The 19,773-nt window shown below is 39.4% G+C and carries 16 protein-coding genes; 15 read left to right on the top strand and 1 reads right to left on the bottom strand.

Going from position 1 to position 19,773, the window contains the following annotated elements; genetic code table 11:
- Positions 1–12: 12 nt before the first annotated feature.
- Positions 13–594, bottom strand: coding sequence for a TetR/AcrR family transcriptional regulator (locus HMPREF1152_RS01630; protein WP_009643452.1), 582 nt, complete (start codon positions 592–594; stop codon positions 13–15).
- 287 nt (positions 595–881) lie between these two features.
- On the opposite strand from HMPREF1152_RS01630, the gene HMPREF1152_RS01625 reads away from it, so the two are divergent.
- The 15 genes from HMPREF1152_RS01625 to HMPREF1152_RS01555 all read left to right on the top strand — a co-directional run bounded on the left by HMPREF1152_RS01625 (position 882) and on the right by HMPREF1152_RS01555 (position 19,763).
- Positions 882–1,823 carry a peptidase gene (locus HMPREF1152_RS01625; protein WP_242822260.1) on the top strand — a complete coding sequence of 314 codons (942 nt, stop codon included), beginning with the start codon at positions 882–884 and terminating at the stop codon, positions 1,821–1,823.
- 39 nt (positions 1,824–1,862) lie between these two features.
- The gene (gene pcp / locus HMPREF1152_RS01620; RefSeq protein WP_009643437.1) at positions 1,863–2,471 is read left to right on the top strand and encodes a pyroglutamyl-peptidase I; all 609 of its coding nucleotides are present in this window, start codon (positions 1,863–1,865) and stop codon (positions 2,469–2,471) included.
- Between the two features lie 22 nt (positions 2,472–2,493).
- Positions 2,494–5,949 (top strand): M14 family metallopeptidase, encoded by a 3,456-nt coding sequence (locus HMPREF1152_RS01615; RefSeq protein WP_009643342.1) that lies wholly within the window; start codon positions 2,494–2,496, stop codon positions 5,947–5,949.
- 33 nt (positions 5,950–5,982) lie between these two features.
- Positions 5,983–6,669, top strand: a complete 687-nt coding sequence (locus HMPREF1152_RS01610; protein WP_009643360.1) for a 5-oxoproline transporter, DUF969 family subunit — start codon at positions 5,983–5,985, stop codon at positions 6,667–6,669.
- Positions 6,670–6,671: 2 nt separating this feature from the next.
- Positions 6,672–7,619, top strand: coding sequence for a DUF979 domain-containing protein (locus tag HMPREF1152_RS01605; protein WP_009643455.1), 948 nt, complete (start codon positions 6,672–6,674; stop codon positions 7,617–7,619).
- 277 nt (positions 7,620–7,896) lie between these two features.
- Positions 7,897–9,768: a polysaccharide biosynthesis protein gene (locus tag HMPREF1152_RS01600; RefSeq protein ID WP_050992602.1), complete on the top strand. Its 1,872-nt coding sequence runs from the start codon at positions 7,897–7,899 to the stop codon at positions 9,766–9,768.
- Positions 9,769–9,811: 43 nt separating this feature from the next.
- Complete coding sequence (locus HMPREF1152_RS01595; protein ID WP_009643412.1) at positions 9,812–11,023, top strand: DegT/DnrJ/EryC1/StrS family aminotransferase; 1,212 nt, start codon at positions 9,812–9,814, stop codon at positions 11,021–11,023.
- 24 nt (positions 11,024–11,047) lie between these two features.
- Positions 11,048–11,710: a sugar transferase gene (locus tag HMPREF1152_RS01590; RefSeq protein ID WP_009643436.1), complete on the top strand. Its 663-nt coding sequence runs from the start codon at positions 11,048–11,050 to the stop codon at positions 11,708–11,710.
- 68 nt (positions 11,711–11,778) lie between these two features.
- The gene (locus HMPREF1152_RS01585) at positions 11,779–13,017 is read left to right on the top strand and encodes a glycosyltransferase family 4 protein (RefSeq protein ID WP_009643415.1); all 1,239 of its coding nucleotides are present in this window, start codon (positions 11,779–11,781) and stop codon (positions 13,015–13,017) included.
- Complete coding sequence (gene wecB, locus HMPREF1152_RS01580; protein WP_009643472.1) at positions 13,017–14,102, top strand: non-hydrolyzing UDP-N-acetylglucosamine 2-epimerase; 1,086 nt, start codon at positions 13,017–13,019, stop codon at positions 14,100–14,102. Before HMPREF1152_RS01585 ends, wecB begins: the two co-directional genes overlap by 1 nt.
- Position 14,103: 1 nt before the next feature.
- Positions 14,104–14,607, top strand: coding sequence for an acyltransferase (locus HMPREF1152_RS01575; protein WP_009643462.1), 504 nt, complete (start codon positions 14,104–14,106; stop codon positions 14,605–14,607).
- Between the two features lie 51 nt (positions 14,608–14,658).
- Positions 14,659–15,933, top strand: a complete 1,275-nt coding sequence (locus HMPREF1152_RS01570; protein WP_156791932.1) for a hypothetical protein — start codon at positions 14,659–14,661, stop codon at positions 15,931–15,933.
- 28 nt (positions 15,934–15,961) lie between these two features.
- The gene (locus HMPREF1152_RS01565; RefSeq protein ID WP_207634897.1) at positions 15,962–17,260 is read left to right on the top strand and encodes a hypothetical protein; all 1,299 of its coding nucleotides are present in this window, start codon (positions 15,962–15,964) and stop codon (positions 17,258–17,260) included.
- Between the two features lie 34 nt (positions 17,261–17,294).
- Positions 17,295–18,647, top strand: coding sequence for an oligosaccharide flippase family protein (locus HMPREF1152_RS01560; protein WP_198004064.1), 1,353 nt, complete (start codon positions 17,295–17,297; stop codon positions 18,645–18,647).
- 18 nt (positions 18,648–18,665) lie between these two features.
- On the top strand, positions 18,666–19,763 hold the full coding sequence (locus HMPREF1152_RS01555) for an N-acetyl sugar amidotransferase (protein ID WP_009643414.1): 1,098 nt from the start codon (positions 18,666–18,668) through the stop codon (positions 19,761–19,763).
- Positions 19,764–19,773: the final 10 nt, after the last annotated feature.

Raw genomic sequence — 19,773 nt, 5'->3', positions numbered from 1 at the left:
GCCAGGATAACATTATTTTCTCAATGAATCGAGATAAATCGTTGATATTCCGTGTGCTTCGTCTGTGAGCGAATATCTACAATCTTCCAGCAACCAGTTATAAGTCATCCCTCTCTGAATTGCCGCAAAACGACGAGCGAGAGATAATGCGGATGATTTTTCGATAATTTGCCCGCGCTTTCTACCTTCTTTTATTAACGAAAGTATTAGCTGAAAATAGGGACGATTTTCAGCTAATATATATCTTGTGCCGTCTGTCATTACCTCGTAACCATATAGTTGCTGAAGGAATGGTCGGAATTTTGATTCTTCGAGATTTTTATAGACAAAAATGTCAAATTCGCATAGTTTATCAACACTGTTCATCCCGGGGTCGATTTTTTCAAGCCAATCTGAATAATCATTGTCAAAGTAATACGCCAAAGAGAACAGCAAATCTTCTTTTCCTTTAAAGTGATGGTAAAATCCGCCTCGTGATGTTTTAGAGGCCTCAAGTATATCGTTTAAAGTTGTATTATCATATCCATACTTTTGGAACAATTCCCAAGATGAATGTATTATACGTTCCTTTGTCTTGTTGCTTTTTTTAGGCATAATAAATCCTCTCCTCTTGCACACATTCAGCTAGCGTAAATTCGTCCAAACATTATTCTATACTCTAACAAATGCATTGTTAAGACATATAAATAAATTTAATAGTTGTTAGCATAATTGACAAAGCAGGGTGACGCGTTGTAGAATTTTGAAAACAGACCAAAGTACGGAACATACTCATATTCTGTAACGGAAAGCGTTTAAATATCAATGCTTTAGTAAGTGCATATTGAGGTGAGAAGATGCAAAGCACGCATGAAGGTGCAAGAATAATCGCACAAGAATGGATGAAAATTCAGAATGATGATCGAGTGGTTATTATAACGGGTAGGAAGCACAAGGATGATGCAGAAGTGATTCGTGAACAATGCTCGCTTTTATGCCCAAGTGTAGATATGCTTTCGGTTGATGTTGAGGATATGCATGTAGGTATTTTATTCGATAAGAATGAACAGATTTTTGATAATTACACTGCGATTATAGCTGCAACTGATTATTCTCTTGTAACTACTCGCGCGGCACAAAGAGCAATGAAGTGCAAAAAGCGATTTCTGTCGCTTCCGCTTTCAACAAATGATGGAAAATCAATGCTCACGTATGATTTTCTACAAATGGATACGAACAAAAGCAGGCTAATGGCAAGTGTGATTATGGATTACATCAAGCATTCGTCATTAGTGAATGTAACAACAGCTGCAGGCACAGATCTTAGATTTGATATGTCCGGAAGAAGCCCAGGGTTTTTCAATGGTGATGTTAGAGATGGGAGAGGCTTTTCATCAGCTAGCATAGAGGTATACATACCTGTCATAGAAAACAAGACTGAAGGGATAATGATAGTTGATGGATCTCTTGGGTATATCGGTAGAGCAGAAGTACCGACAAAAGTGACTTTTTCAAGAGGAAGGGTTGTCTCAATTGAGAATACCTCAACCGGAGTCAAACTTGCTAAGTACATGCGAGGCTATGAGGAGCCGCGTATCTATGTAGCTGGAGAACTTGGCATAGGACTGAATACATTTTCTAAATGTAGTGGTAGATGTTACATAGAAGATGAATCTACATATGGGACTTTTCATATTGGCCTTGGAAGGAATATAGCTCTTGGAGGCAAGCAAAGGGCAAGTGGGCACTTTGACCTTGTCTCATGGAAACCGGATATATATTTTGACAATCGATTGGTAATGAAAAGGGGAGAAATCACATTACCGGAATTTCCACTATATTAGAAGCTATCATTAGATTTACTTTTGCAATGGGAGGTAGAAATGAAAGTTTTAATTACCGGGTTTGATCCATTCGGTGGAGAAAGTGTTAATCCTGCATATGAGGCTGTAAAAATGCTACCGGATGAAATAAGCGGTGCCGAGATTGTAAAACTTGAAATTCCAACTGAGTTTGTTCGCAGCAGAGATATGGTTTGCCGCGCAATAGATAACTTCAGTCCTGATGTTGTGATTAATGTCGGGCAAGCCGGAGGAAGGTCATGTGTTACTGTGGAAAAGGTAGCAATAAACTGTGAAGATGCAAGGGTTCCGGACAATGCAGAGTATTCACCACATGATGTAAAGGTTAAGGATGACGGCCCTGATGCGTACTTTGCAACACTTCCGGTTGTCGAAATCGTAAAAGAAACGAATGCCCTATCTATACCATGTGAGATGTCTTATACAGCGGGAACATACGTATGCAACTCCGTAATGTACAACGTGTTGCATTACGTAGCAACAAAGGGCTTAAAGATAAAAGCCGGATTTATTCACGTACCTTATGCGGCTGAACAGGCTGTAACTAAAAAGCAAATACCGTATATGAAAGTTCAGGACATTGCTGATGTCCTCAAAGTGGCAATAAAAACGACAGTTGAATCCATGTAGGCATACAAAGAAGGTGAATTTGATGGAGCTGGATAATTATAAGATTTATGTGAATTCGGATTTAACCGTAATTGAGCAAAGGATTTTAGTTGATATTGGATTTATTTTGGGATTTTATACAATTTCAAGTACCTTCCCTGTCACAACTGTAAATAGCGGCAAAAATACCATAAAGATTGTCAAAAATATAGGCCAAGAGGTTGCTGTCCATGGTTCAATTATTGAAGTTGCAGTTCCTGAACCCGATAAATACAATGATACTCTAAAAGAGGTTGCTGAAATATTTCAGGCTGAGACGGAAATTACAGAAAGAGAGGTTGTTACTCCTCGAGGATATGAATCTGCAAGCCAATACGCAAAGGAGTGGAAGGATAGAGACTTTAGACAAGTGCAAGGGCTTGAAGCACTTTTCGATGCAGGGTTATTTCTTAATGATATGGATAATGATTTATTGCCTGACTCGATTACTGCCAAGATTTTGATTAATGCTTCAATGACAAGTAAAATGCTCGAGGCTGCTATTAACCTTGCGTATAGATTCGGGATGGAAATGACACAAGCCGTGCTGCCGTTCACAACCTGCCCAGATGATGACACCCATCGAGAATATACGTTAATCAGGTTTGTCACAGGGGCTGGATTTGGAGTCTATCTCAAAAGGAAAAACAATTGCGAATTTCAATCTGCAAGCAATATCTTAGAAATCTGTGGAGACGGGAATTTGCTGGTCGATAGAATCTCAAGGCTTTGCAATAAATATCCAAATCTGGGGGAAGGAGCGGATTGGCAGAGCTTTATTTTACGCATAATTAACTCGTTCACAATGAATGATGTAGATGGACAACTTGCGTATTTAAATGCTTTTGCAAAGAATGATAATGTAACATGCGTTTTTTCACCGGAATATGAAGAGAAAAGGGACCTTATTGAAAAGATTTTCCCGAATGCGAAGTTTGATAACTATAAGAGAAGAACAATCAAAAGAGAGAAAACGTACGACATCACATGGGAGGTTGAAGATTTAAAAGCTATTATCAGAGAAAAACTCTTGCCAATTGTTCATTTAGGGGATTCCGTAAGTTTACAATGTGCAGTTAGTGAGGATAAGAAAGCACGAGATAAGCTCAACGATAAAATATGCGCAGAGCTTAAAAATCACGGAGTCAGCGTAGACAAATGCCAAATTATATGCTCGTATAAGCAAGGCTTCAGTTGGATTAATGATTTCGTTATTCCCGACTTGAGAAAATTAAAGAAGCTGCAAGAGATAACGATATATTTCAAACCGATGCTTGCAAGCGACTCTGACGAATGGAATGATGAATCGGGAATTGCTCCTAACTATGGGAACATATATGACAACGATCCGGAAAAGTGGCGGGATATTCCGATTAGAAATTTGCAGGAACTGTATCCAATTGATGATGTAATATCTGATGCGCTTAATATTCATAGAGAGTGCGTTAAATTTGAAATCTATAAGGGTGATGAGAATATAACATATGAGGTAACTGCGCTGAATGAAAATGGAGAGGAAATATATCAGAATTCTTACCTGGCCAGATATTATGAGCGGCCATATATTGAAGAGTTTCCTGACATGGGAAAGGTGCATCCGGCATCGGCCTATGTATATGCTACGGTCAATGACAAGGCCGTTTTGAACGAAACTTTTGAAACGGATCTGACCAAGATTTGGAACATATATCAGCGTGACATACTACCGGAGGTAGGTAGAGTTGTCATGGAGAGAAGCGGCGGGCATCCGAATCCGGAACAGCAACCTTATTTTGGATGTTTGAATCTAAAAATAAAAGTAAGTGAGCCTGATTACGAGCTTCCATATAGAGATGACATGATTACATCTATAGATGCAATGCATGAAGATATTTATTTTGTTGGAGCTGATTATTTCAAGATGTTGGGCATTTCGGTCGGTGTGAAGCCACTGGATGCACCTGGGCTCATATTGCCGGAGATCGAGAAAAAAGAGGGAAAGCCGGAATTTTCATACGCATTATACGATCAAGTGTCTGATTTACCATCAATCATGGGTGAGGATTTGAACATAATACCGCAGTTTAAAAATGGAGATATTGAAATATTTATCAAATCGTTATCATATTCAGATGCGGGTAGGTTTAATGTTGCAGTGGAAGTAATACGAAAATCCGGTTATGTGTCGTTTGATATGGTTGATAAATTTATCAACTCATATGCAGAGCTGCTATCAGCGGGTGTACTTGAGACAAGTGAGATCTTTGAGGATGACGCGAGTATAGATTTTTACTGCGAAAATCAGCTAATTGCGACGGCGGACGTTGGTAACAGGGTTCAGAAAACAAAGGACATATCAATTTGCGATGTAAATCTCCATGTTGATGAGGTTATAAGCCCGGCAATGTTCGAAGAAATAATACAATCGCTAAAGCGTGTTCGCGGGCTGAAAGTTATCCCCCTGTCAAGGAGTTATCAAGGAAGAAGGATTTATGGTATACAGATTACCCCACAGCGTGATGGATATATATCAAGGGTTAAGCTGATATCCAAGCAACCTTCTGAAATGATAAATGCTAGGCATCATGCCAATGAAGTGTCGAGTACAAATAGCACTTTAATGCTTATTAAGGAGTTATTAAGCAATCCTGAGTATGAGGAATATAGGAAGAATTTAAATCTGATATTTATTCCTCTAGAAAATGTTGATGGAGCTCAGATACACTATGAGCTGCAGAAGGTTAATCCTCTCTGGAAGCTCCATACGGCAAGATTTAGTTCAATCGGCAAGGAGTTCTATTACGAATACTTCAATTATGAGACCATACATACTGAAGCGAATGCTTTCACCAATGCCTGGTGGAAATCATTGCCGGATGTTGTAGTTGATAACCATGGAGTTCCTACACATGAATGGGATCAACAATATTCGGGATATGCTTCACCAAGCTTTAAAGGATTTTGGTTGCCCAGGGCACTGCTATACAGCTATTTTGTAATCCCGGATGATTCAAGGTTTGAATGGAATATTGAATTGAATCATCATATTGCGGATGCTGTGTCCGAATGGGTGGGGAAGGAACCTCGTATAAGGGAAGGAAACATTGAACGAATTGATAGATTCCAAAAATATGCAGCAGCATGGATGCCTAAAATGTTCCAGACAAAGTTGGAAGGTAACATGATTAATGCCTGGAATCCGACATCGTTAAATGGGACTTCAAACTATTTATCAATTAAAGTTCCGTGGATTACTGCTGCTGCCTATGTTTCCGAGGTAACGGATGAGACGGTTCATGGTGATATGCTTGAGTTCTGCGCAAGCACTCATTTATTGCAGGATTTGGGTATCATAGATCTTCTAAATAAGAGTAAGGCAATTTTTGATAAAAGATTGGAGGTGCAAAACGGACAAGTTGTCTTATCGATGAAACGGCTGAGACCTGTTATTTATAATGCAGGAAGTGTAAAAAAAGATTGATATTTTAGAGAACAATCAGAAATGGAGGGGTTTATGAACTATTTAGTATTAATCGGCGTACTCATTGTAATCGTAGGATTTGCTATGAAGCTGGACTCCATATTAATTGTAGTCCTCGCTTCTGTAGTAACCGCCCTGATTGGAGGATTGGGTATAGGAGGGCTTCTAGAAACCCTAGGAACATCCTTTGTGTCTAATCGAGCTATGGCAATCTTTATTTTGATTTATCTAGCTGTTGGTACGCTGGAAAGAAGTGGTTTAAAGGAGGCTGCGACAAAACTGATTCAGAAAACGCGGAACAGTACATCGGGAAAGGTTATTGCCGTATATGGAGTGTTAAGAGGAATACTAGCAGTATTTAATGTAAGTCTCGGTGGAGTTGCCGGGTTTGTGAGACCTATTATCATGCCAATGTGCTACGGAGCTATTGAAGCAAAAGGTAAGGAACCAAACGAAGAGTATATGGACAAGGTTAAGGGTATGGCTTCAGGTATGGAAAACATCTCTTGGTTCTTCTGTCAGGTGCTCTTTGTAGGCGGCGCTGGAGGCTTACTTGTTCAATCTACGTTAAAGCAACTCGGATATAAGGTTGAACTACTCGACCTAGCGATTGTAGAAATTCCAGTCGGCATAATTGCAGTTGTTGTTGGAGCGATATATTACATATATCACGAGAAGAAGCTATATAAAAAATATTATGGAAATGATAAGGAGGTGTAAGTATGTCGTTCTTCACATCACAGACAGTGACACCTGCAGAAAAGATTCTAGAAGTTATTTACATAATAATTGGTCTTTTGTGCCTTTATACTTCCGTTAAAAACTTTAAAGACAAAAACAATGCAGCACCTATTGGAACAGCAGTATTCTGGGGGATTTTGGGTGTTGTTCTGGCTCTTGGCAGGTGGATTCCGCCTAAATTCACCGGAGCACTTATAATTGCGATGGCTATACCTGCAATTGTAAAGCGTGTAAAACCGGGCTCGGATAAGGGACCGTCAGAAGAGGAGACAAGGCAGAATTTTGCCGCAATAGGAATGAAAGTTTTTGTTCCGGCGTTTTCAATTGGCTTCTTCGCACTTGTATTCGCAGTGTTTACAAAGTTGGGCGCTCTAGTTGGATGTGGCGTAGGCGTATTTGTAGCAGTTATCTTATTGATAGCATTTAATTCAAAGTCTAATACTCCAAAAGTGTTCCTCGATGATAGCGCCAGGATGCTATCAATGGTAGGACCGTTGAGTATGCTACCTATGCTTCTTGCAAGCTTGGGGGCAATATTTACAGCCGCCGGAGTAGGGCAGGTTATTGCGAAGCTTGTCGGAAATGTAATTCCTGCCGGAAATATGACAGTTGGAATTATAGTGTATGCTCTTGCAATGATGATTTTTACTATGATTATGGGAAATGGATTTGCAGCAATCACGGTTATAACAGTGGGAATTGGAGCCCCTTTCGTGTTGCAGTATGGAGCAAATCCGGTAGTTATAGGCATGCTGGGGCTGACCTGCGGATATTGCGGAACACTATGCACTCCAATGGCGGCAAACTTCAATATCGTACCGGTTGCTATGCTTGAGATGAAAGATAAGTGGGGCGTAATAAAGCAGCAAATTCCAATTGCGCTTGTTTTAATTGTCGTACAGATTGTATTGATGATTTTCCTCAAGTAAATATTTCTACATAGTACATATTGAGCGGTTAACCACATCCTGTGCAGTGTTAATACCGCACGACTGTATTTTAGATGAGATTTGCGATATACAGTCATATAAAACAGCACCTTTTCTAGTTTAGAGAAGATGCTGTTTTAGCTAGTGCTTATAGATTGTATCATGCCGTTTCTTTGACTATCGTGGATTTTACGAGTATAATTATATGATAATTCAGCGTGGTATGCGCTCTACGAAGAATATATGCATGATGACTTTCAAGAAAGCAGGCATGAATATGATTAATAGAAGCAAATTAAATTTTGATAAAGCATCCCTTATAAAGACATGTTTACTTATTGTGTGCGACTTAGCGGCAATCGAGACCTCGTCTTTTCTAGCACTGTTTATAAGATTTGATTTTTCTACAAGTGAACCGATGGGGACCTATTGGCAGATGTTCAAGGGACATCAGCTCGTAGTAATGGCTTTGGCAATTGTTATATTTGCAGGGTGTCATATGTATTCCAGTCTATGGTCTTATGTGGGTATCAGGGACATGCTAAATGTACTTGTAGCGACTATACTTTACACTCTTATGGTCACCTTTATATTCGCTTTTCTTGAACACGACAACTACGGTATGCCGAGAAGCTTCTATTTGCTTTCCGGTGGATTTTTATTTGCAACAACTTTTTTTATAAGGTTTGTTGCGAGGGCTGCCAGAGAGCTTAAAGGTATAGGGAACAGTTCTGGGCAGGCCAAGCGGGCTATGATTGTTGGTGCAGGGGCTGCAGGTGCTGGGCTAATTAAGGAAATCAAAGCAAATCCAAGTCTCAAGAAGAAGATAATTTGTCTTGTAGATGACGACGAATCAAAGACTGGAAAGAGAATGTACGGTGTTCGCATAGCTGGTACTACAAATGATATTGAGGCATTAGCAGAGAGATATTCAATCAATCAGATTTTGATTGCTATGCCTTCGGTTTCAGGTGAAGAAAAGAAAAGAATACTGGACATTTGTAAGCAGACCGGTTGCGAGATGATGATAGTTCCAGGAATTTATCAGATTATTCGTGGCGATGTTAGCGTATCACAGCTTAAGCATGTAGATGTTAATGATTTGTTGGGTAGAGATCCAATTGAAGTAGATATCGATGGAATTATGGAATACGTGTCCGATAAAGTTATAATGGTCACTGGCGCTGGAGGTTCCATTGGTAGTGAACTTTGTAGACAAATAGCCAGCCATAACCCAAAGCAATTGATCATGGTTGATATTTATGAGAACACGACATATGGAGTGCAAAACGAGCTTAAGAGGGATTTCCCTGAGCTCAACCTTGTTGTGCTTATTGCGTCTGTGAGAAATACAAAGCGAATTGATAATATTTTTGCGATGTATCGACCGGATATTGTCTATCATGCAGCGGCACATAAACACGTTCCACTTATGGAAGATAGTCCAAATGAAGCAATTAAGAACAATGTTCTAGGAACATGGAAGATGGTGCTTGCAAGTGATAAATGGAAGGTTAATAAGTTTGTGCTTATTTCTACAGATAAGGCCGTGAATCCTACAAATATTATGGGAGCTTCCAAACGCCTGTGCGAAATGATAGTTCAGACTTATAACAAGATGTCGGATACTGATTTTGTTGCAGTTAGATTTGGTAACGTGCTTGGAAGCCATGGAAGTGTTATACCGCTGTTCAAGCAGCAGATATCAGAGGGAGGGCCCGTTACAGTCACCCACCCTGATATCATCAGATATTTTATGACAATTCCTGAAGCTGTTTCGCTCGTGTTGCAGGCAGGTGCATTTGCAAATGGTGGAGAGATTTTCGTACTAGATATGGGCAAGCCTGTTAAAATCGATGATTTGGCAAGGAACCTAATCCTATTGTCCGGTCTCAAACCGGGGATTGATATCGAAATCAAATATGTTGGACTTAGACCAGGAGAGAAATTATTTGAAGAACTTCTAATGGATGAAGAGGGACTGCAGGATACCGCTAACAAGATGATTCATATCGGTCACCCAATCGCTATTGATGAGGAGCATTTCATTGAGCGACTTGAAGAGCTCAAAGATTACGTAGAAAATGAGCCAGATGATATCAAGAGATATATCAAAAACATAGTCCCAACATACACACCGAAAAAGTAGAGTGTATAATATTGAGGTTGCTTAGAGTGGGTAGGAGGAATAAATGAAGGTACCATTTTCACCACCAGATATTTCAGAGTTAGAAATAAACAGGGTTGTTGACGTACTCAGGTCAGGGTGGATTACAACTGGTCCTGAGGTTAAAGAATTTGAGCGCAGAATAGCGGAGTTTATCGGAGTTGACAAGGCCGTTGCATTTTCATCGGCTACAGCATCACTAGAAGCAGCGCTTCACCTGCTCGGAATAGGAGAGGGTGATGAGGTTATAGTTCCGGCCTATACATACACAGCTTCGGCGAGCCCGGTTGTACACAAGGGTGCGGAGCTTGTAATTGTCGATTCAGCGCCGGAGCAGTTCGAGATGGACTATGACAAGGTTGCCGAGGCGATAAATGAAAATACAAAGGCTATCATCCCTGTCGACCTAGGCGGAATTGTATGTGACTATGAAAGCCTATTTGATATAGTAGAGTCTAAGAAGAGTCTATTTAAGCCTACTAATAAACTACAGGCCGCGCTCGGCAGAGTAGCTGTAGTTTCCGATGGGGCACATGCTTTCGGTTCTGTAAAAAAGGGAGTTAAGGCTGGTGCAATTGCCGATTTTACCTCGTTTTCGTTCCATGCAGTTAAGAACCTGACAACTGCAGAAGGAGGAGCTCTAACATGGAGAAGCATAGAGGGCATCAACAACGAAGAGCTGTACCACGAGCTGCAGTTGTATTCGCTTCATGGACAATCCAAGGATGCTCTATCTAAGAATAGAGCCGGTGCATGGGAGTACGATGTAATGTATCCTGCATACAAGTGCAATATGACAAATATCAATGCGGCTATTGGAATTGCCCAGCTAGACAGATATGATGGCTTGCTCAAGAGGCGTAGGGAACTCAACGAGAACTACAGAAATGCTCTTGAAAAGCTTGGACTCAAGGTTATGCATCATTATACGGATGAGATGACGTCAACGGGACACCTGTATCTTGTCAGAATTCCGGGCGCTTCGGTAGAAGATAGAAATGCGGTTATCCAGGATATGGCCGAGCGTGGGATTGCATGTAACGTGCACTATAAACCGCTACCCATGATGACGGCTTACAAGAATTTAGGTTTTGATATTAAGGATTACCCAAATGCATATCATCAGTATGAGAATCTGATTTCATTGCCAGTGTTCTCGACAATGACTGACGAACAGAATGCGTATGTTATTGAAAATTTTGCAGATATCCTTAAGAAGAGAGGACTTATTAAGTAAATGGTTTTGTGCAAGTGGAGTGATATGCCAGAACATATGAAAAGTGATGAAGTAAAGGTTTATTACGACATTCTCAATTCCAGGAAGGGTTCGTTGATAGCGAAAAGAATATTTGATTTTGCCATTTCACTGCTAATGACTATTATCTTATCACCAATACTTCTGGTTTTAATAATCATTATCAAGCTTGATGATCCGGGGCCAGCTTTTTTTAGACAGGTGAGAATTACAACGTATGGACGTGCGTTCAGGATATTCAAATTCAGAACAATGGTAGTAAATGCCGAGGAATTGGGAACTCAGGTTACAAAGGAGAATGATCCCCGAGTAACGAGAATAGGCAATAAGCTTAGAAAGTATCGTTTAGATGAGCTGCCTCAACTGTTGAATATAATAACTGGAGATATGTCTTTTGTAGGAACAAGACCAGAAGTGCCAAGGTATGTTAATTGTTATTCAGAAGAGATGCTCGCAACGCTCCTATTGCCTGCTGGCGTGACTTCTGAAGCAAGCATAATGTACAAGGACGAGAATGAGCTTATCGGTAATGCCGAAGAGCCTGACAAGGTATATGTAGAGAAGGTTTTGCCGGATAAGATGAGGTATAATCTTGACGCTCTCCGAAACTTCAGCTTTTGGGGTGAACTCAAAACCATGTTCAGAACGATTGGGGCGGTTCTGAAGTAGTGAGTAGAGATAAAATCGAAAATTAAAACTTTTGTTCACATATGCTCGTGAGCACATTGGAGGATAACTTGAACATTCTGCTGATTAATCACTATGCAGGGTCTCCTGAAATGGGAATGGAATTCAGGCCGTATTACATATCCAGAGAACTGGCAAAAAAAGGACATAATGTGACTATCATCGCAGGCAGTTTTTCTCATCTTAGAAAGACAAACCCGGCTATAAGTGAGAACTTTACAGAGCAAGAAATCGATGGTGTAAAGTATGTATGGATTAAGACTGACGAGTATGATAGCAACGGTATAGCCAGAGCTTTAAGCATGTATCACTTCTGCAGGGCGCTTACTGCGAACAAGAAGAAAATAGTTGAGCGTTACAAGCCGGACGTAGTCATTTCATCATCTACCTATCCGCTTGATTCGTATCCGGCATACCGAATTGCAAAGCTGGCCGGTGCGAAGTACATACACGAGGTTCACGATATGTGGCCGCTGACACTTTACGAAGCGGGCGGAATGAGCAGAAAGAATCCATTTGTAATCGCTATGCAGTTTGCAGAGGATCACGCATACAAGAAATCAGACGTTGTGGTATCACTTCTCCCTCATGCAAAGGATTATATGACCGAACACGGGATGAAGCCTGATCACTTCAGGTATATACCCAATGGTGTTGTAATAAATGAGTGGGACACTACGAGAGAGGTTCCGAGCGAGCACCGAGAAGCTTTTGATAAGCTAAAGGCAGAAGGAAAATTCATTATCGGATATTTTGGAAGCCACGAGCTTTCATACGGGCTCCACAATTTGCTAGATGTGACAAAACAACTAAACGATGAAAATATTCATCTAGTAATGGTTGGTAAGGGCAAGCTTAAGGATGAGCTAATAAGTTATGCGAAGAAAAATGCGATAGACAACGTAGCATTTTTGCCGCCTGTAGAAAAGAGAATAATCCCGGCGATAATTGACAAGTTTGATGCGATATTCATAGGCACAATTGAGTCCCCGCTATACAGATTCGGAATCTGTATGAACAAGATGTTCGATTCCATGATGGCTGCAAAGCCAATCGTAATGGCGATAACAACTCCATCAACGCCAGTGAGTGAGTCAGGATGCGGGATCATAACAAAATCGTGCGATAATGATGCGATAAAAGCTGCAATCAGAAAGATTCAGGCAATGAGTGAAGATGAGCGGAACAAGATGGGAATGCTCGGACGTGAAGCAGTACTAAGTAAGTATACATATGAAAATATTGCAAGTGAATTTGAAAAGGCATTTGAGCAAAAGAGGTGCATGTGATGAAGATAGTGACCGTAATTGGAGCAAGACCACAATTTATTAAAGCAGCAGCTGTTTCGCGCAAGCTGGAACAACACTGCGACGAAGTGATTGTTCATACTGGTCAGCATTATGATGCTAATATGTCGGAACTATTCTTTGAAGAACTGCATATCCCAAAGCCTAAATACAATTTAGGGGTGGGCTCGGGATCGCATGCGAGGCAAACGGCAGAGATGCTGGTTGGAATAGAAGACATCCTGATTAAGGAAGCCCCGGATTACCTTATGGTATATGGGGATACGAATTCCACACTTGCGGGAGCGCTTGCAGCATCCAAGATACATATACCCGTAATCCATGTAGAGGCCGGCCTTAGATCCTTCAATATGGCTATGCCGGAGGAACAAAACAGGATATTGACTGACCACATCTCAAATTTACTGTTTTGTTCTACAGATGCATCTATTGAGAATTTGTCCAATGAGGGAATCACAAAAGGTATATACAGAATCGGTGACGTTATGTGTGATGCGGTTCTGTATTACTCACGAGAAATAGACAAGAAGGCTAGAGAGCAGTACTTTGAAGAGCTCCATTATATATTTGGTAAGAGAGAGAAAGTAGACCGTTGGTATCTTTCAACTGTTCATAGAGCTGAGAACACAGACTCTGTTGAAAAGGTTAGGACGGTTCTCAAGGCCTTCGAGAGTTTTGATGCTCCTGTTATTCTTCCAGCTCATCCCAGGACGTGTAAGATGATTGAGCAGATTAACGAGGAGCAGCATTTGCAAAATACAATTTGCGTAGAACCAATAGGATATCTTGAGATGTTGTATTTTACAAAGAATTCAGTTAAGGTAGTAACTGATTCCGGCGGCCTTCAGAAAGAGGCGTACATTCTTAACACGCCGTGCGTAACATTGCGTGAACAGACCGAGTGGGTGGAAACTCTTAACGGTAATCACAATGCGCTAGCACATATCGATGAAGCGGATATACTTGATAAAGTTAATAATACCGTTATTTCTAAGGAAAAAGCAAATTACTATGGCGCGGGAGATGCCGCAGAAAAACTTGTAAAAGTAATCATGGAGGAGGCTTAAAATGAGCGAATATTTTGTACACGAAAGCAGCTATGTTGATGATAATGTCGAGATAGGCAAAGGCACTAAAATATGGCACTTTTGCCATGTTCAGAGCGGTGCAAAAATCGGAGAGAATTGTTCTTTGGGACAGAATGTAAATGTTGCAAATAATGTACATATTGGTGATCGCGTCAAGATTCAGAACAATGTATCTGTATATGAGGGTGTTACTCTTGAAGATGGTGTCTTCTGTGGCCCTTCGTGCGTATTTACAAACGACTTAACTCCAAGAGCGCGTTACCCAAAGGGATCCGAGAACTACGGCAAAACGCTTGTCAAAGAAGGAGCATCCATCGGCGCAAATGCCACAATCGTGTGCGGTCATACTGTAGGTAAATGTGCTATGGTAGCAGCCGGTGCTGTAGTGACAAAAGATGTGCCGGATTACACGTTAGTTGCTGGAGTTCCTGCCAGGACTATTGGCAGATTAGATGAATACGGCAATATTGTAGAAAAATTCTAGTGTTTTAAGAGAGAATTTTGTAGAAGAAGAAAGATGTGTTCGGGGTATTTAATGGATAATAAGATATCGTTGAAAGAGTTATTATTGATCATTAAAGAGAATAAAAAAATGATCGGAGTGATCGTAATTGCATCCGCTATTTTTGTAGGTGGGTTTAGAGTATATTCAGATTACCGAGAGCAACATAAAGCAACTACTGCCACTACTACAACAAATTCAGGGAGTTACGAAAAAGAACTGAAAGAATATAATAAGGACAGCAAACTCCTCACAGACACCTTAAACATAATTAATGCTGAAAAAAAGTCCTTAATTGCCATGATTGGAGAGAATCCTATTATGAAAATAGATGCATTCTCTTCTGAAAGTGTCAGGATCAAGATTGTGGCTACCGACAAGGCTCGCTATAACACTGTGGAGAATGTCCTTTTATCTGCTAACAGCGATAATCTATTTGGGAAATCAACAAGTGCCCTTGAAAGATATAAATGGGATATTGTGCAGATTCCTAATACGGGTTCCACAAATGAGAGCGGGAATAATGAAGTTGCATCAGAGGGTACATTTATAGGAAATGTCTATGTATATACTGTAAAAGGATATAAAGCTAAAGATGTAGCAAACAACATTGTTAGATTTCTTGAAACTGAGAGGAATGGTAGATTGCAAGGCGTTGACTTCTCCATAACAGTTGTAAAATCAGGAGAAGCAGCAAAGCAGTCTCTGTACAATAAGCAGAAAATGTATCGTACTAATCTAGAGAATTTGAAACTTGAAAGCGACAAGGTGAACGAGACTATGAGATCGTTACAAATACCGTCACAGAACACGTCTTCAAGTACAAATTATGTTAAACGAAGCATAAAATCGGGAGTTGTTGGTGGCATATTTGGTGCACTCGTTGCAATTATTTTTGCGGTTTACAGATATTTGAGAAAGCAGAAATGTGACATTGGTGCTACAATTGAATCGGAGCACGGGATTCCGGTTCTTGGATGTATTGGGAATGATGCTGAAGTTGATATTCTAGTTGCCGATATTAAGCAACTTGATATTGATAATGAAGGAGTTGCCTTTGTAACGCTTGATTCTAATATTGATTACTCCGCAGCTCTCAAGGAGGTAATAGAAAAGCTAGGGCAGAATACGGACTACATAGGCTGCATTGTTGGAGATGTAAGTGCAATAAATAGAATAAACGAATTTAGGAAGTTTATCCTCGTTTTATCCGATAAATACGAAGATATGAATGCAAAAACCACAATAAATAAACTTAATCGATTGGATAAGCGAATTCTAGGAAGTGTTAATGTTGAGCAAAAATAGTACGATGGAAACTTTGAATAGGAATAAGATGAGGCTTTTAATAGCCTCAATTATTCTTCTAAAGATTTCATTAGATTATAAATATTATTCCTGGCTATCGATCTTGGAGACAAATGTTTATACAAGGGATTTTAATCTGATTAAATACATCAATGGAATCCTTTGGTTGGTAATTCTTTTCAATGCAATCAACCATACACGAAGAAGTGTATCAACATTTTTGATAACCATAGTTTATGTTATGCAAATTATCCCAATAACCACGATTTATGCTTTAGGAAATAAAGAGGCACTGTGTTATAACGGGATATGCTTTTCTTTTTACCTGACAATATTTGTAGTGAACAAGATAGACTTTTCGGCAGAAAATAAGCTGCTTACGCCTAGTACACAGTATTCTAAAGCTATTGAGATTGCTATGCTTATAACATGTTTCTTGATATTTGCATACATAGTGAAAGGTAATGGACTTCCTACTCTCACGGCACTTAATATATATAAAGTATATGATCTCAGAGAGGCCGGCTCATTTAGTATCGGGACATACCCAGGATATGTATTGGCTTGGGTAACTAATGTGATCATTCCATTTTTTGCAACAAAAAACATACTAGAGAGGAAGTATGCAAGAGCAGCAATATTTGTTGCGATGATTTTTATTATATACCTTTATGATGGACATAAGACGAATTTGTTCATTTCGATTGTTGTAGTGATTGTGGCGTTCTGGCTGAAACGTGACGATGCGTACACTGAAATAATTTCATGCCTTTGTCTAGGGGTATCGGCGTTAGCGGTACTATCATCGGTTAATATACCAGGAAGTAATATTTTTCTGGAGATCTTCTCCCTATTTGGGAGAAGAGTGATGTTATTATCTGCTCAAAATAAATTTGCATACTTTGATTACTTCAGCAAAAGTCCAAAGATGGGACTCGGAGGATTATTTCCAACATGGTTCCTTCATTTTAATACGAGATATGTTGACCTAGATTATACCCGCGCAATTTCGGGGATATACTATGGTACGCCAGAAGCAGTATCTAATACTGGATATTTTGCAGAATGTCACGCGAGGTTCGGATATATTGGCTATATTCTTGGAGGGGTGTTACTGGCAGGAGTTTTAAAGCTGTTAGATTCTGCACAGAAAAACAATGGATTCGCATTAATGACGGGGGCGTCTCTGTGCGTATTCTTGGGATTAAGTGATGCCTTTCTACTTAACTCAATAGTACTTGGCCCAATGATGATATTAATTGCTATATCACTGTTTTACAAAAATAAAAATGCCGTAAACAGTGATCTTAAGACACTTGGGCAGTAAGTGATTTTGTGGAAAGTACATGCGAAATACAAATATGAAGAAATATATTTTACAAATAAAGAAATCGGTAATAGCAAAGAATATAGTTACTCTGGTTTCAGGAAATATAATTGGTTATGGTATAAACACGTTTTTCTTGCTGTTTATAATCAGGGTTTATTCTCCTGCAGAGATTGGAACTTATGACTTAATCGTATCAGATGGAGCAATCATCACCACCGTGGTGGGACTTGGACTTGTGATGGCTATACTTATCCCAAAGGATGACAGAACAGCCAAGATGCTATGCCAAATAGTTAGTATTTTCAGCATAATTTGCATGATATTAGGTACCATCGTACTGATTGCTATATCAGGGAAATACCGATTATTTTCACTGAATTTTAACTACAGTTGGGCATGTATATTGCTAGCGATATACTCATATTTCTTTATTCAGCAGCAACTTTTTTATGCATTTGTAAATAGAAAAGGGTTATACCGTGTTCTTTTTTGGAATCCGATAATAATGGCGGCGTCTAATTCTGGAATATCTCTGATTTTAGGATTAATGGGATGGAGTTCACCAGGATATCTGATAGGTACTATTTGCTCACTCCTATTAAGTATTTTGTTGATGATGAAAAATGCAAATCCATATGATGAGAGATTTTCGATTAGAGAACTAAAGGGAACGCTTGGCATATATAAAGAATTCCCGCTAGTTCAAATGCCGGCTAATGTAGTGTCTGTTGCCTCGCAGCAAATTCCTATTCAGTATCTTGGTAATGTTTTTAGTAAGGCTGCCCTAGGTGGTTTTACAATGGCGAACAGAATTCTTAGCATTCCAATTGCCTTGATTTCAACACAGATAAGCAAGGTATATCAGCGAGAATTGGCAATCAGAAACGGTAAAGGGGAGCGAGTAGGTGATTTTGCACTAGACTTGTTAAGGAAAAATTATTTTCTGGCTTTTGCACCAATTTTTGTACTGGTTGTTTTTGGGGAACCCGTTGTTGGATTAGCCTTAGGGAGTAAATGGAAAGTGGCGTCTATCTACATGACAATACTTGGTGCCGACTATTTGCTAAAGTATTGTACAAGTTGCATAAGTGGAACGTTTGTTATCGTCGATAGACCGAGAGTGTCACTTTTGTTATCAATATTAACACTTGCAATAAACGTGATGTGCTTTGTAATTGTAGGGCAGCTTGGTTTCGGTATAATGAAAACCATTATATTCTATGCCATATCCGATGGTTTGATTAATTTGATTAACATTTTTCTTTGTATGAAAGTTATAAATGCAGATTATAAAAAATTAATAAGATTTCTATTTGTAGAAATGTTAGGCTCAATTTCGGCAATGTACCTAATATATGCATTGATGAACAAATTATTTTATTAGTACATAAAGGAGACAAAGATGAAAGAGATAAGGTATTGCAGAAGATGTATAATGAACGATAAAGCAGATCCATATATCACTTTTGACGAAAGTGGTATATGTAATTACTGCACAGAGGCTCTAACACACATTAATACAGATGTATATTTCCCTAACGAAGAGGGTGGTATACGTCTGAACAGAATGATTGAGAAAATTAAATCTGAAAATGCAGATAAAAAATACGATTGCATAATGGGAATATCAGGCGGACTCGATTCAGCATACCTTGCATATCTTGGATACAAATGGGGACTTAGGATTTTAGCTGTACATATTGATGACGGTTACGATACAGAAATCTCAAAAGAAAATATTAAGAAACTTTGCGATGCTGCCAACATTGAAATGCGAACGATTACACCTGACGCTGAGCAGTTTAATGCATTGACCTTGGCATATATGAAGGCAGGGGTTCCTGATGTTGCAGTTCCGCAAGACAATATATTGTTTGCATTTCTATACGACACTGTAGAACATGAAGGAATAAAGTACTTCCTTTCTGGAGGAAACTTCGCACTTGAATGTGTGCTTCAGAAAGGAAATGGATATAGTGCAATGGATGTTACAAATATTAAAGATATTCACAAGCGGTTTGGCACAAAGAGCATAAATAGACTGAAATTCATAACATCCTACAAGAAATATATGAGGATAAAAAGGGGAAGCGTAATTACACTTAGACCACTTGACTTAGTTGATTACAACAGAGAAAGAGCTTTTAAGGAGTTGGCGGAATTTTGCGACTTCAAGTATTACGGAAGCAAGCATCTTGAAAATGTTCTTACTGCATTTATTCAGTTATACTGGCTTCCTAAAAAGTTTGGTGTAGACAAGAGGTCATCACACCTGTCTAGCATGATTGTGTCTGGTCAGATGACCAGAGAAGAGGCTATGGCTGAGATGCAGAAACCAGCTTATGATAAGGAATTGATGGATGAATACATCAGTATAATTAAGAAAAATTTGGGTATAGATGATGAAGAGTTTGATGAAATTATGAGTAGCCCAACTCATCAACACACAGAATATAGAACAGAAAAATTTGCACCATTTATTCGCAAACTATTAAGATAGCATATAGACA

Source organism: Mogibacterium sp. CM50 (assembly GCF_000293155.1).
GTDB lineage: Bacteria > Bacillota > Clostridia > Peptostreptococcales > Anaerovoracaceae > Mogibacterium > Mogibacterium timidum.
Note: the sequence above shows the minus strand (reverse complement) of the source record. Positions and strands in the feature narration are given on the sequence as shown.

What these genes read in the sequence shown, in the direction of transcription:
- HMPREF1152_RS01615 (WP_009643342.1), top strand. Translation starts at nt 2,494, where the DNA reads ATGGAGCTGGATAATTATAAGATTTATGTGAATTCGGATTTAACCGTA.
- HMPREF1152_RS01555 (WP_009643414.1), top strand. Translation starts at nt 18,666, where the DNA reads ATGAAAGAGATAAGGTATTGCAGAAGATGTATAATGAACGATAAAGCA.
- HMPREF1152_RS01605 (WP_009643455.1), top strand. Translation starts at nt 6,672, where the DNA reads ATGTCGTTCTTCACATCACAGACAGTGACACCTGCAGAAAAGATTCTA.
- HMPREF1152_RS01630 (WP_009643452.1), bottom strand. Translation starts at nt 594, where the DNA reads ATGCCTAAAAAAAGCAACAAGACAAAGGAACGTATAATACATTCATCT.
- HMPREF1152_RS01625 (WP_242822260.1), top strand. Translation starts at nt 882, where the DNA reads ATGAAAATTCAGAATGATGATCGAGTGGTTATTATAACGGGTAGGAAG.
- HMPREF1152_RS01600 (WP_050992602.1), top strand. Translation starts at nt 7,897, where the DNA reads ATGATTAATAGAAGCAAATTAAATTTTGATAAAGCATCCCTTATAAAG.
- HMPREF1152_RS01560 (WP_198004064.1), top strand. Translation starts at nt 17,295, where the DNA reads ATGAAGAAATATATTTTACAAATAAAGAAATCGGTAATAGCAAAGAAT.
- HMPREF1152_RS01595 (WP_009643412.1), top strand. Translation starts at nt 9,812, where the DNA reads ATGAAGGTACCATTTTCACCACCAGATATTTCAGAGTTAGAAATAAAC.
- pcp (WP_009643437.1), top strand. Translation starts at nt 1,863, where the DNA reads ATGAAAGTTTTAATTACCGGGTTTGATCCATTCGGTGGAGAAAGTGTT.
- HMPREF1152_RS01590 (WP_009643436.1), top strand. Translation starts at nt 11,048, where the DNA reads ATGCCAGAACATATGAAAAGTGATGAAGTAAAGGTTTATTACGACATT.
- HMPREF1152_RS01570 (WP_156791932.1), top strand. Translation starts at nt 14,659, where the DNA reads ATGGATAATAAGATATCGTTGAAAGAGTTATTATTGATCATTAAAGAG.
- wecB (WP_009643472.1), top strand. Translation starts at nt 13,017, where the DNA reads ATGAAGATAGTGACCGTAATTGGAGCAAGACCACAATTTATTAAAGCA.
- HMPREF1152_RS01610 (WP_009643360.1), top strand. Translation starts at nt 5,983, where the DNA reads ATGAACTATTTAGTATTAATCGGCGTACTCATTGTAATCGTAGGATTT.
- HMPREF1152_RS01575 (WP_009643462.1), top strand. Translation starts at nt 14,104, where the DNA reads ATGAGCGAATATTTTGTACACGAAAGCAGCTATGTTGATGATAATGTC.
- HMPREF1152_RS01565 (WP_207634897.1), top strand. Translation starts at nt 15,962, where the DNA reads ATGAGGCTTTTAATAGCCTCAATTATTCTTCTAAAGATTTCATTAGAT.